Genomic DNA, 12,862 nt, shown 5'->3' on the forward strand with positions numbered 1-12,862 from the left:
GGATGATACCGACGGTTCCAGAACATGCAACACGGTGTTTCACGGGGATGTGACGCCGCCAGGAAGGAAGCCCGATGGACGACAAGCTGCTGGACGCCGCCGCCGACGTGCTCGGGACGACCGGCTGGGACCGGCTCGCCCTCGGCGACGTCGCCGACCGCGCCGGCGTCTCCCGCGCCACCCTGTGGCGGCAGGTCGGCGGCAAAGAGGAACTGCGCAAGGCCCTCGTGCGGCGGCTCCTCGTGGACTACCGCGAGTCGCTGTGGCCGGTCCTCACCGCGCAAGGCACCGCCCGTGAACGCCTCCGCCTCGCCCTCGAGGCCATGTGCGCGGTCTTCGACCGCCACCTCGCGCTCCTCACGGCCTTCGACACCGCCTTCCACGAGACCGGCCTGTTCGAGGAACCGGGGGAGGACGTGGTCGCCCCGCTCGTGCGGATCGTCCTCGACGGCGCCGCAGACGGGACCCTCGCGCCCCGCGCCGACGCCGAGGAGGCGGCCGACCTCGTCTTCAACACCGTCTGCTGGCCGTACGTGCACCTGCGCCGCCACCACGACTGGACGCCCGAACGCGCCCGGACGCTCCTGCTCGGCCTCGTCCTCGACGGGCTCGTCGGCGGTACGGACTGAGCGCGTTAGGGTCGGCCCATGATCGTCGATCTCCGCTCCGACACCGTGACCCGGCCGACCCCGGCCATGCTCGCCGCCATGACCAGCGCCGACGTCGGCGACGACGTGTACGGCGAGGACCCGTCCGTCAACGCCCTCGAAGCCGAGGCGGCCGCGCTCTTCGGCAAGGAGGCCGCCGTCTTCACCCCGACCGGCTCCATGGCCAACCAGATCGGCCTGCAGCTCCTCGTACCCGCCGGTCAGGAACTGCTCTGCGACGTCAAATCGCACGTGGTCAACTACGAGATGGGCGCCGCCGCCGCACTGAGCGGCATCTCGACCCGCACCTGGTCCGTCCCGGGCGGCCGACTCGACACCGCGCTCGTCGAACCGCTCATCAACCCGCCCCACCCGTACTCCACGACCACACGCGCGATCGCCGTCGAGAACACCCACAACATCGGCGGCGGCACCGTCCAGCCGATCGAGGAGCTCCGCGCCCTGCGGGACCTCGCCGACGCGCACGGACTCGGCCTCCACCTCGACGGCGCGCGCATCTGGAACGCCCACGCCGCCACCGGCGTCCCGCTCAGCGAGTACGGCGCCCTCTTCGACACCGTCTCCGTCTGCCTCTCCAAGGGCCTCGGCGCGCCCGTCGGCTCGCTGCTCATCACCGACGCCGAACGCGCCGAACGCGGCCGCGTCATCCGCAAGCGCCTCGGCGGCGGCATGCGCCAGGCCGGGTTCCTCGCCGCGGCCGGACGCTACGCCCTCGCCAACAACATCGACCGCCTCGCCGAGGACCACGCCCGCGCCCAGCACCTCGCCCGCGCGCTCGAACCGTTCGGCATCTGCGAGGCCGCCCAGGTCGAGACCAACATCGTGCTCGTCCGCATCCCCGAGATCGCCCAGGTCGCGCGCGCCGCCGCCGAGCAGGGCGTGAAGATCTCCGTCCTCGGCCCCGACTGGGGCCGCATGCTCACCCACCTCGACGTGGACGACGCCGGGATCGAGCACGCGGTGAAGGTCCTGTCCGAGCTGGTCCGGTAGCGCCGGGGCGGCCCGCGCCCGGTGGGGCGCGGGTCGCCCGTTCGGGCTCGGGTGACCCACCGGAACGGGGGTTGCCGAACGCCCGGAACGCAGGGTAGGTTAGGCATGCCTTCATTAGTCCAGCCTTACCTTCCCGGAGGTCGGTGCATGTACGCCTGCATCTGCCACGCAGTCCACGAGAACGAAGTCCGTGACTGCATCAGCGCTGGCGCGCACACCGAAGAGGCCATCGGCGAGGCGTGCGACGCCGGCACGAGCTGCGGCACCTGCTCCGAGCGCCTGGTCGACATGATCGAGAGCTACTTCACGTCCTCGATGCCGGCTGCGGCCTGAGCCCATCCTCAATCGCCGGATGCAACGGAAATGACGGACGCTTTAGGATGTCCTCCGTTAGGATAGGTTGTCCTATTTTAGGCATTCCTGGCTGGAAATACCCCCTCACCTGGTCCTAGTCTGAGATCGTCGGTCACTGAGCCGGCACTTGACGGACCGGGAAGGACGGATTGCAATGCAGGGCGACAAGCGGGTCATCGAATTCCTCAACGAGCAGTTGACGGCGGAGCTGACCGCGATCAACCAGTACTTCCTGCACGCGAAGCTGCAGGAGAACTGGGGCTACACCAAGCTCGCGAAGTACACCAAGTCCGAGTCGATCGACGAGATGCGCCACGCCGAGATCCTGACCGACCGGATCCTGTTCCTCGACGGCATGCCGAACTACCAGCGGCTCTTCCCGCTGCGCATCGGCTCCTCGGTCAAGGAGATCTTCGAGTGCGACCGCCTGATCGAGGTCGAGGCGATCGACCGCCTCAAGCGCGGCATCGAGCACATGGAGTCGGTCCAGGACTACGTCTCGCGGGACCTCTTCAAGAGCATCCTCGAGGACGAGGAGCACCACATCGACTACCTGGACACGCAGCTGGAGATCCTCGAGAAGATCGGCGAGGCGCTGTACATCCAGTCGCTCATCGAGCAGCCCGAGGGCGAGTAGCGCCTACACAGTCTTGAGGGGACCGGCCTTGCGGCCGGTCCCCTTTCTTCATTGCGGCAGAGCCCCTCACATCTCCGCCGCAGTGGTTATCGGCGCCTTGACAGCCCCGATGCGAGGATCGTAACATATCAATACTTTGAATGAAAGTTTCCGAGAGTTTCGGAAATTCGAAGTGGCTTCCGGTCGCTCCTCGACCCCCTGACGGAGCGGCCGGACTGCATGATGAAAAGGGTCAGTCGCAAAGGAGCGCAACGTATGTCCCACCCCTCCTCCCTCACTCCCGCCGCGAGCCGCCGCTCAGTGCTCGCGGCCGCCGCTGCAGCGGGCGGCGCCGCACTCCTCCCGGCCGGGTACGTCGCCCTCGCCGCGAGCCCCGCGCACGCCGACGACCTCCTCCTGTCCACCGACTTCTCCTCGGGGACGACGGAAGGCTGGACGGGCCGCGGCGCCGCGTCCGTCGCCGTCGACCCCGAGCAGCGCCTCCTCGTCACCGGCCGCACCGCCACCTGGAACGGCGCGGCCATCGACATCACCGCGCACATCGAGGTCGGCGTCCGCTACCAGCTCAAGGTCTACCTGCGCCTCCCCGAAGGCGAGACCGCCGCGGACCTGCGCACGACCGTGCAGCGCGACGCCGGCGGCACCTCGCACTACGAGGGCGTCAAGTGGAACACCGCCGTCACCGACGCCGCCTGGACCGAGTTCTCCGGCACGTACTCGATCAGCCAGGCCGCCGACAAGCTGCAGTTCTACGTCGAATCCGCTTCGAGCCTCACCCCGATCCTCCTCGACGCCTTCACGCTCACCCGCATAGCAGAACCGGAGATCCAGGACTTGCTGCCGCTCAAGGACTTCCTCGCCGACGACTTCGTCTTCGGCTGCGCCGTCGAACCGCCCGAGGTGGTCGGCAAGCCCGCCGAGCTCCTCGCGAAGCACTTCGCGCAGGTCACCACCGGCAACCAGATGAAGCCGGAGGCGATCCAGCCGACCGAGGGCGTCTTCGACTTCACGAGGGCCGACCAGATCGTCGACTTCGCCGAGGCCAACGGCATGAAGGTCTGGGGCCACACGTTGCTGTGGCACAACCAGACCCCGGCCTGGTGGTTCCTCGACGCGGACGGCGAGCCGCTGCAGAACACCCGCGCGCACCAGCAGCTCCTGCTGCAGCGCCTGGAGAAGCACGTCAACGCGATCGCGGCGCACTACGGCGACCGCGTGTGGGCGTGGGACGTCGTGAACGAGGTCGTCGACCCCGAGCAGCCCGACGGGCTGCGCCACTCGCGCTGGTACGAGATCTTCAACGGCCCCAAGTACATCGAGAAGGCGTTCAAGATCGCCCGGAAGGCCTTCCCGCGCAAGGTGAAGCTCTTCATCAACGACTACAACACCGAGTTCCCCGACAAGCGCGAGGCGATGTTCAACCTCGTGCAGCACCTCAAGTGCGAGGGCGCGCCGGTCGACGGCATCGGGCACCAGGCGCACGTCGACTACCGGCGCGACCCGGCCCTGCTGGGCCAGTCGATCGACCTGTTCCGCGAACTCGGCGTGCTGCAGACGATCACCGAGCTCGACGTGTCGCTCTCGAACGAGATGACCGAGAGCCTGCCCGCGACGCCGCCCGAGCGGCTGGTCGCGCAGGGCTGGTACTACAAGGAGCTGTTCGAGGTACTGCGCGAGCGCGCCGACGACCTCGAGTCGGTGACGATGTGGGGCCTGTACGACGCGGTCTCGTGGCTGCGGACCTGGCCGGTCTCGCGCCCGCACGAGGCCCCGCTGTTCTTCGACGACCGCCTCCAGGCGAAGTCGGCCTACTGGGGCGTCGTCGACCCCAGCAAGCTGGAACCCATGCCCGAGTAGGGGATAGGCGTCCGGGAGCGGAATGTTAGATCCGGGATTCCGCTCCCGGGCTTTCACTCGAACGGGTGAGCGACACGCCGGGGAAAATGTCGGGCCCTCCGCGTAGTGTTAAAACAAGGGGTCCCCCCGGGGGACATTTCCGACATGGGCCGTTTCATGTTGCGGGGCGGCGCATCGTGACGTGCATGATGCCGTCCTCGTCGTACTCCTCGCCCTCTTCGGTGAAACCGAAACGGCGGTAGAAGCCCGCCGCGTAGGTCTGGGCGCCGAGCGTGATCTCCGCCTCCGGGCCGAGGAGGTCCATCGCCGCCCCGAACACCTTGGCGCTCAACCCGGTCCCGCGCGCCGACAGCGCAGTGCAGACCCGGCCGATCTTCCAGTGCTCGCCGTCCCGCAGCACCCGCAGCGTCGCGACCGCCTCGGTCGGCGACCCGCCCTCGACCCAGAAGTGCACCGTCTCCGCGTCCAGGTCGTAGTCGTCGAGGTCCGGGTACGCGCACGCCTGCTCGACCACGAACACCTCCTGCCGCAGCCGCGCGATGGCGTACACCGCCGCGCCGTCCAGCTCCGCGAACTTCCCCCGCTTGATCTGCATCTACGCGCCTGTCCTTCCTGATCCGCTCCGCAAGCTACGCGTATTCCTCAGCGATCTCGCGCGCCCGGTCGCGCGCCGCCTCGATCGCGTCGGTCACCGCCGAACGCGCCCGGTGGTTCTCCAGCTGCCGCACCGCGCTGATCGTCGTCCCCGCCGGGGACTCGACGGCCTCGCGCAGGTCCACCGGCGACTGCCCGCTCTCGCGCAGCATCCGGGCCGCGCCGAGCGACGTCTGCGTCACCAGCTCCTTCGCGATCGCGCGCGGCAGTCCCATGAGGACGCCCGCCTCGGTCATCGCCTCGGCCAGGTAGTAGAAGTACGCCGGCCCCGAACCGGAGATCGCCGTGACCGCGTCCTGGTGCTTCTCGTCGACCACGAGCGTGCGCCCGAGCGGCTTGAACAGCTCCTCGACGGCCGCCAGATGCGTCTCGCTCGCGTGCGTCCCCGGCGAGAGCACGGTCATCGCCTCGTCGACGAGGGCCGGGGTGTTCGGCATCGCCCGGATGACCGGCGTCGCGTCGGGCAGCCGCTTCTCGAAGAACGCCACCGGCAGGCCCGCGCAGATGCTCACGAGCGGCGCCCCGCCGTCGAACTCGCCGTTCAGCTCCTCCAGGAGCGCCCCGGCGTCCTGCGGCTTCACCGCGACCACCACGACGTCGGCGTGCCGCACCGCCTCCGCGTTCGGCTCGACCCGGATCCCGTAGGTCTCGCGCAGCTCGGCGGCCCGCTCGGCGCTGCGCGCCGTCGCCACCACCGACCCGCCCGACCATCCGGCCCGCAGCAGGCCGGACACGATCGCCTGCCCCATCTTCCCCGCGCCAAGCACTGCGACTGTCCGCATCAGCACTCCTTCTGTTCGACGGCCCGGCGGCAATTGTCCCTCGCGCCGCCGGGCCCCGAAAACCCGTGCGCTCGCGCGTTTCAACCCCTGAGACCGGTCGAGCTGCCACGATAATCACACTCAGGCACTCAATGCGCGATTGGGGCGATATGGACGTACTCGACTTGGCCCGGCTGCAGTTCGGGGTCACGACCGTCTACCACTTCCTCTTCGTGCCCGTCACCATCGGCCTCTCGCTCCTCGTCGCGATCCTCCAGACCCTGTGGCGCACCACCCGCAAGAACTCCTACCTGCGCGCGACCAAGTTCTGGGGCAAGCTCTTCCTCATCAACATCGCCATGGGCGTCGTCACCGGCATCGTCCAGGAGTTCCAGTTCGGCATGAACTGGTCGGCCTACTCGCGCTTCGTCGGCGACGTCTTCGGCGCGCCGCTCGCGTTCGAGGCCCTCGTCGCCTTCTTCCTCGAGTCGACGTTCATCGGCGTGTGGATCTTCGGCTGGGACCGCCTCAAACCCTCCATCCACCTCGCCTGCATCTGGCTCGTCGCCTTCGGCACCATCGCCAGCGCCTACTTCATCCTCGCCGCCAACGCGTTCATGCAGAACCCGGTCGGCTACCAGCTCAACGAGACCGCAGGACGCGCCGAGCTCACCGACTTCGGCGCCGTCCTCACCAACCCGGTCGCGCTGGCCGCGTTCCCGCACACGGTCTTCGCCGCGTGGCTGACGGCGGGCACGATCGTCGTCGCCGTCTCCGGCTACCACTTCATGCACCGCCGCGACCTGGAAGTGCACCGGCCCGCGATGCGCCTGGGCATCCTCACCACGATCGTGGGCGGCCTCGGGCTCGTGTTCTCGGGCGACTCGCTCGGGAAGGTCATGACGGCGACGCAGCCGATGAAGATGGCCGCCGCCGAAGCGCTCTACCAGACCACGTACAACGCGCCGTTCTCCGTGCTCACCATCGGCACCCTCGACGGCAGCCACGGCACGCCGATCATCGAGATCCCCGGGCTGCTCTCGTTCCTCGCCACCGGCTCCTTCAACGGCGAGGTGCAGGGCATCAACGACCTGAACGCCCAGTACCAGGCCCAGTTCGGGCCGGGGGAGTACGCGCCGTACATCCCGCTCACGTACTGGTCGTTCCGCGCGATGATCGGCTTCGGGATGCTCGCGGTCGCCATGGCGGTGATCGTCTGGTGGTTCACGCGGCGCGGCCGCCTGCCCCAGCACCGCCTGTTCTGGCCGATCGCGATGTGGATGGCCGTGACCCCGTTCCTCGCCAACAGCGCGGGCTGGATCTTCACCGAGATGGGCCGCCAGCCGTGGGTGGTGTTCAGCCTCTACGAGACGAGCCAGGCGGTCTCGCCGCGCGTCGGGACCGCCACGGTGGCGGTCTCGTTCATCGGGTTCACGCTCGTGTACCTGGTGCTGGCGGTGGTCGCGCTGAAGCTCTTCCTCAAGTTCGCCAAGGCGGGCCCGCCGAGCGAGGAGGACGCGATCGCGTCGTCGCGCCCCGCCGACCCGGACAAGCCCATGGCCTTCGCCTACTGACTGCCGAGGACACTGCATGGAACTGACGACGATCTGGTTCATCGCCATCGCGGTCCTGTTCACCGGGTACTTCATCCTGGAGGGCTTCGACTTCGGCGTGGGCGTGCTGCTGCCGGTGCTCGGCCGCGACAACCGCGAGCGCCGCGCCATGATCAACACGATCGGCCCGGTCTGGGACGGCAACGAGGTCTGGGTCATCACCGCGGGCGGAGCGATGTTCGCGGCGTTCCCGCACTGGTACGCGAGCCTGTTCTCCGGGTTCTACCTGCTGCTGTTCGCGATCCTCGTCGGCCTCATCGTGCGAGGTGTGGCGTTCGAGTACCGCGGCAAGGGCGACACCGACCGGTGGCGGCGCAACTGGGACCTGTGCATCATCGCCGGTTCGGTGATCCCGGCGTTCTTCTGGGGCGTCGTCGTGGCGAACATCGTGCGCGGCGTCCCGCTCGACGGGAACTTCGACTACACCGGCTCGGTCTGGGGCCTGCTCAACGGCTACGCGCTCCTCGGCGGCCTGACCACGCTGCTGCTGTTCGCGACGCACGGCGCGTACTTCCTGCACCTGCGCACCAACGGCGACCTCGCCGAGCGCGCCCGCGCGCTCGGGCTCAAGCTCGGCGCGGCCACCGCGGTGCCGGCGCTGGCGTTCCTGGTCTGGACCCAGGCGGCGCACGGGAACGCGGTCACCCTGGTGCTCGTCGTCCTCGCGGTCCTGGCGCTCCTGGCGGGCCTCGCGCTCGACTACACCGGCCGCAGCGGCTGGGCCTTCGCGGCGACGGCCCTGACGATCGCGCTGGCCTCGACGGCCCTGTTCTGCGCCCTGTGGCCGAACGTCCTGCCGTCCACTTCAGACGCTGCCAACAGCCTCACGCACGAGAACGCCGCCGCCACCGACAAGACCCTCGGCATCATGACGTGGGCCGCGGTGGTGTTCCTGCCGGTGGTCCTGCTGTACCAGGGCTGGACCTACTGGGTGTTCCGCAAGCGTGTCGTCCTAGAACGGATTCCCACATGACGCAGCTCGCCCCGCCCCGCGCGAAGGGCGGCTTCGACCGCCGCCTGCTCCACCGCGCCAAGGGCGCTTCTGTCTACATCGGCCTGTGCGCGGGGCTCGGCCTCGTCCGCACCGCGTGCGTCGTCGCCGGGGCGTGGCTCACGGCGAGCCTCATCGCGGGCGCGTTCGCCGGAGGCGAGGGCCTCGATGATCTTGCGCCGCAGCTGATCGCGCTGGCCGCGGTGCTCGCGGCGCGGGCGCTCCTGGCGTCGGTGCAGGAGGCGGCCGCGCACCGCGCGAGCGCGGGCGTCAAGTCCGGGCTGCGCCGCCAGGCGCTCGGACAGCTCATGCGCCTGCCTTCGGGGGAGCGCCACTCCGGCGAGACCGCCGCGCTGCTGGTGCGCGGGATCGACGCGCTCGACGACTACTTCGCGCGGTACCTCCCGCAGCTCGTGCTCGCGGTGGTCGTGCCCATCGGGGTCCTCGTGGTCATGCTCATCGCCTACCCGCCCGCCGCGCTGGTCGTGCTGGTGACGCTCCCGCTGATCCCGCTGTTCGGCATCCTCATCGGCCTGTACACGCGCACCCGCGCCGAACGGCAGTGGGAGTCCACCTCCCATCTGGCGCACCACTTCGCGGACCTCATCGCAGGGCTCCCGACGCTGAAGGCGTTCGGGCGGGCCGCGAAGCAGACCGGGGCCATCGAGGTCACCACCGGCTCCTACCGGCGCCGGTCGATGTCGCTGCTGCGCGTCGCGTTCTGCTCGGCGCTGGTCCTCGAGCTCGCCGCGAGCCTGTCGGTCGCGGTCGTGGCCGTCACCGTCGGCGTCGACCTGGTCGAAGGCGGCCTCGTGGGCGCGGCCGGGCTCCAGACCGCGCTGCTCGTCCTCATCCTCGCCCCGGAGGCGTACCTGCCGCTGCGCAACGTCGGCGCGCACTACCACGCCAGCGCCGAGGGCCTGGCCGCCGCCGAGAAGGTCTTCGCGATCCTCGACGAAGCGCCCGAGGACGCCGAGGAGCGCGAGGCGCCCGCGGCGCAAGGCGAGGACGTGGGGATCGCGCAGCGGACTGGCAAGCAAGGCGTCGCCGCGCTCGCCAGCTCCGCTGCCCTGGGGCGCACGCCGCTCGGCCGCGCGCCCACGATCATGTTCCGCCGCACCGTGTTCGCCTACCCGGGCCGCCAGCCGCTCCCGGAGCTGAGCCTGACGGTCCCGGCCGGGCAGACCACCGTGCTCACCGCCCGCTCGGGCGCGGGGAAGTCGACGCTCATGGCCTCGCTCGTCGGGTTCCGGCGGCCCGTCTCGGGGACGATCGCGTTCGACGACACCGACCTGTCCGACCTCGACCTCGCCGCGGTGCGCCGCTCGATCGCGTGGCTCCCGCAGCGGCCCGTCCTCATCGACGGCACGGTCGCCGAGAACGTGCGCCTCGCGGTTCCCGACGGCGCGTCCGATCCCGCTGTCGCGAAGGCGATCGCCGCCGCGCACGCGCCCGCCGCGACCCGCACCGTCGCCGCCGACGGCTCCGGGCTCTCCGCCGGTGAGGCAGCCCGGGTCGGCCTGGCCCGCTTCCTGCTCCGCGTCGACCTGCTCGACCCGCCGGTGCTGCTCCTCGACGAGCCGACCGCGCACCTGGACGGCGACACCGAGCAGGCCGTCCTCGACTCGTTCGCGCCCTACCGAGACGGCAGGACCGTCCTGATCGCCTCCCACCGCCCCGCGGTGCGCGCGATCGCCGACAGAGAGGTGGACTGGTGAAGCTCCTGCGGAACACGATCGCGCTGCGGCTGGGCCTCGGCGCGACGCTCGGCGCCCTCGCGCAGCTGAGCGCGCTCGCGCTCCTGGCCGTCTCCGGATACCTCATCTCGCGCGCCTGGGAGCAGCCGCCGATCCTGTACCTGATGGTCGCCATCACCTCGGTGCGGCTGTTCGGCATCAGCCGCGGCGTCCTGCGCTACACCGAACGGCTCGTCTCCCACGACGCCGCGTTCCGGGGCCTGGAACGGCTGCGGATCGCCGTGTGGCGCAAGCTCGTCCGCCTCGCGCCCGCCGGGGTCCCGGTGTGGCGCTCCGGGGACCTCCAGGCCCGCCTCGTCGACGACGTGGACGGCGTCGGCGACCGGTGGCTGCGCGGCGCGCTGCCGCTCGCCTCAGCGGTCATCGTGTCCGTCTGCGCCACCGCGCTCCAGGCGACCCTGCTGCCCGCCGCCGGGATCGTCCTCGGCGCGTGCCTCCTCGCCGCCGCGCTCGCCGGCCCCGCGCTCGCCACCTGGTCCTCCCGGCACGCGGTGCGTGCCACCGCGACCGCTCGCGGCGACCTCACCGAAGGCGTCCGCGCCGCCCTCCACGGCCGCGAGGAACTCGTCGCCGCCGGGACTGATGCCCAAGCGCTGGAACGGGTCCTCCAAGGCGACGAGCGGCTGCGACGCGCCCACGCCCGCATCGCCTGGACCGCCGGACTCGGCGAGGCCGCCGGGCTCCTCGCCCTCGCGCTCGCCGTCGTCGGCGCACTGTGGACCGGCATCCCCGCCGTCCACGCCGGGACCCTCGACGGGGTCCTCCTCGCCGTGGTCGCGCTCGTCCCGCTCGCCGCGTTCGAACCCGTCCTCGCCCTGCCCGCCGCCGCGCAGCAGACCGCCGTCGCCAAGGCCTGCGGCCGCCGCCTCCTGGAGATCACCCAGGCAGCAGAGCCCCGACCCGACCCGGTCGAACCCATGGACTACGAACCGAACCCGCTCGGCGGGCCGCCGTTCATCGAGATCAAACGGCTCTCCGTCACCTGGCCGGGCGCCGAGACCCCCGCGCTGCACGGCTTCGACCTCACCGTGCAGCCCGGCGAGCGCGTCGCCGTCATGGGCCCCTCCGGCTCCGGCAAGTCCACGCTCGCCGCCGCCCTCATGGGCTTCCTGCCCTACGAAGGAAGCCTGCGCTTCGGCGGCGTCGAACTCGCCGAGTACGACGGCGACGACATCCGCCGCACCGTCGGCCTCTGCTCCCAGGACGCCCACGTCTTCGACACCACGCTCGCCGAGAACCTGCGCCTCGCCCGGCCCGCCGCCGACGACGGGGACCTCGCCCGCGCCCTGCGCTGGGCCGGCCTGCGCGACTGGCTCGAAGCCCTCCCCGACGGCCTCCAGACCCGCCTGGGCGAACACGGCCGCGCCGTCTCCGGCGGCGAACGGGGCCGCATCGCCCTCGCCCGCTGCCTCCTCGCCGACCGCGAAGTGCTCGTCCTCGACGAACCCGACGCCCACCTGGACGCCGCCACCGCCGAACGCGTACTCCGCACCGCCATGGCCGCTCTTGAAGGCAAGACCACCATCGTCATCACCCACCGGCCGCTGCCCGAAGGGGTCGTCGACCGGGTCGTGCACCTGCGCGCGCCCGTCCCGACACCCCGGCGTGACGCGCCGGACAACCGACTGTTGGGCGTCGCCCCGACTGGGTAGACTCCCCGGACGGTGCTACCAGTACGACCGGTGGGAAAACGACCGACGGCGCCGCCCGCCCGGGCAGCGCCGCACCTGAACCGCGCTAAGGCATTGATGCAGCCGTGAACACATCTGCGACCGGACCCAAGGCCCCGCACTCGGGCCAGCGCTGGCCCGAGGGATGGACCAAACTCCACGTCTATTTGACCGACCTCGACCAGGTCAAGGCGGTCGCCGAGTCCTACCGCGAGGTCATCGACCGCGCCGAGGGCGACAAGCCCGTCCCGCTCGAATGGCTCCACGCCACCGTCGCCTCCGTCGAGTGCGACGCCGCCTCGATCGACGACCCGACCCGCGAGAAGCTCGTCGACCGGCTCCGCGAGAAGGCCGCCGAGATCAAGGCCTTCCCGCTCACCATCGGCCCCGCGCTCGCCGCGACCGGCGCGATCATGCTCGACACGTTCCCCGACACCGCGTTCCGGCAGCTCGTCGACGCCTGCGTGGACGCCGTCAACGAGATCGTCGAGGGCGACCACGGCCGCCCCTGCGGCGGACCGGGCCACGTCTCGCTCTCCTACCGCTCGGCCGACACCGACGTCCACCCCCGCCGCGGCGCCATCCAGAACAAGCTCCGCGACGTCCGTCCCGGTAGGACCGAAATCACCGTCAGTGGAGTGGATCTCGTCCGAGTCATCCAATCCGAGGACGCCGCGACGTACACCTGGGAACACGTAGCGCGAATCCCCTTGGGGGAGTAGGAAACTCAATCTGTGAACGGGCGTCGCCTCCGGCGGCGCCCGTTGCGGTTGACGCCCCCGACGCGAATCTGACACGATGCTGTCACCGACCTGTGGCCTACTGTTGGTAGCAGTGTCAATGTCCGGCCACGTGACGTTCAGGTGTGGTCGATGACGACCTGCCTTCACCCTTGCCGGTCCCAGCCCCG

12 protein-coding genes are annotated in these 12,862 nt (G+C 70.5%); 10 read left to right on the forward strand and 2 right to left on the reverse strand.

Going from position 1 to position 12,862, the window contains the following annotated elements; all coding sequences use genetic code 11:
- Positions 1-74 precede the first annotated feature (74 nt).
- From ACGGCP_RS24845 to ACGGCP_RS24865, 5 genes are all read left to right on the forward strand, one after another.
- Positions 75-629 (forward strand): TetR/AcrR family transcriptional regulator, encoded by a 555-nt coding sequence (locus tag ACGGCP_RS24845; RefSeq protein ID WP_392970679.1) that lies wholly within the window; start codon positions 75-77, stop codon positions 627-629.
- Between the two features lie 21 nt (positions 630-650).
- Entirely contained in the window at positions 651-1,658 is a 1,008-nt protein-coding gene (locus tag ACGGCP_RS24850; protein ID WP_392970774.1) for a threonine aldolase family protein, read from the forward strand.
- Positions 1,659-1,805: 147 nt separating this feature from the next.
- Positions 1,806-1,991, forward strand: coding sequence for a bacterioferritin-associated ferredoxin (locus ACGGCP_RS24855; RefSeq protein ID WP_392970682.1), 186 nt, complete (start codon positions 1,806-1,808; stop codon positions 1,989-1,991).
- A gap of 175 nt (positions 1,992-2,166) precedes the next feature.
- The gene (gene bfr, locus ACGGCP_RS24860; RefSeq protein WP_392970685.1) at positions 2,167-2,649 is read left to right on the forward strand and encodes a bacterioferritin; all 483 of its coding nucleotides are present in this window, start codon (positions 2,167-2,169) and stop codon (positions 2,647-2,649) included.
- A gap of 255 nt (positions 2,650-2,904) precedes the next feature.
- Positions 2,905-4,506 carry an endo-1,4-beta-xylanase gene (locus ACGGCP_RS24865; protein WP_392970688.1) on the forward strand — a complete coding sequence of 534 codons (1,602 nt, stop codon included), beginning with the start codon at positions 2,905-2,907 and terminating at the stop codon, positions 4,504-4,506.
- 154 nt (positions 4,507-4,660) lie between these two features.
- On the opposite strand, the gene ACGGCP_RS24870 is transcribed toward ACGGCP_RS24865, so the two are convergent.
- Together ACGGCP_RS24870 and proC are read right to left on the reverse strand one after the other, a co-directional pair.
- Complete coding sequence (locus ACGGCP_RS24870) at positions 4,661-5,101, reverse strand: GNAT family N-acetyltransferase (RefSeq protein ID WP_392970691.1); 441 nt, start codon at positions 5,099-5,101, stop codon at positions 4,661-4,663.
- A gap of 34 nt (positions 5,102-5,135) precedes the next feature.
- Entirely contained in the window at positions 5,136-5,942 is an 807-nt protein-coding gene (proC, locus tag ACGGCP_RS24875; RefSeq protein WP_392970694.1) for a pyrroline-5-carboxylate reductase, read from the reverse strand.
- Positions 5,943-6,091: 149 nt separating this feature from the next.
- On the opposite strand from proC, the gene ACGGCP_RS24880 reads away from it, so the two are divergent.
- From ACGGCP_RS24880 to ACGGCP_RS24900, 5 genes are all read left to right on the forward strand, one after another.
- The gene (locus ACGGCP_RS24880; protein WP_392970697.1) at positions 6,092-7,495 is read left to right on the forward strand and encodes a cytochrome ubiquinol oxidase subunit I; all 1,404 of its coding nucleotides are present in this window, start codon (positions 6,092-6,094) and stop codon (positions 7,493-7,495) included.
- 16 nt (positions 7,496-7,511) lie between these two features.
- Complete coding sequence (gene cydB / locus ACGGCP_RS24885; protein ID WP_392970700.1) at positions 7,512-8,507, forward strand: cytochrome d ubiquinol oxidase subunit II; 996 nt, start codon at positions 7,512-7,514, stop codon at positions 8,505-8,507.
- Positions 8,504-10,243, forward strand: a complete 1,740-nt coding sequence (gene cydD, locus ACGGCP_RS24890) for a thiol reductant ABC exporter subunit CydD (protein ID WP_392970703.1) — start codon at positions 8,504-8,506, stop codon at positions 10,241-10,243. The genes cydB and cydD overlap by 4 nt, the downstream gene beginning before the upstream one ends.
- Positions 10,240-11,934: a thiol reductant ABC exporter subunit CydC gene (gene cydC / locus ACGGCP_RS24895; protein WP_392970706.1), complete on the forward strand. Its 1,695-nt coding sequence runs from the start codon at positions 10,240-10,242 to the stop codon at positions 11,932-11,934. Before cydD ends, cydC begins: the two co-directional genes overlap by 4 nt.
- 104 nt (positions 11,935-12,038) lie before the next feature.
- Positions 12,039-12,674 (forward strand): 2'-5' RNA ligase family protein, encoded by a 636-nt coding sequence (locus tag ACGGCP_RS24900; RefSeq protein ID WP_392970709.1) that lies wholly within the window; start codon positions 12,039-12,041, stop codon positions 12,672-12,674.
- Positions 12,675-12,862: the final 188 nt, after the last annotated feature.

This window comes from Glycomyces sp. NPDC048151 (assembly GCF_043202775.1).
Lineage (GTDB): Bacteria > Actinomycetota > Actinomycetes > Mycobacteriales > Micromonosporaceae > Glycomyces.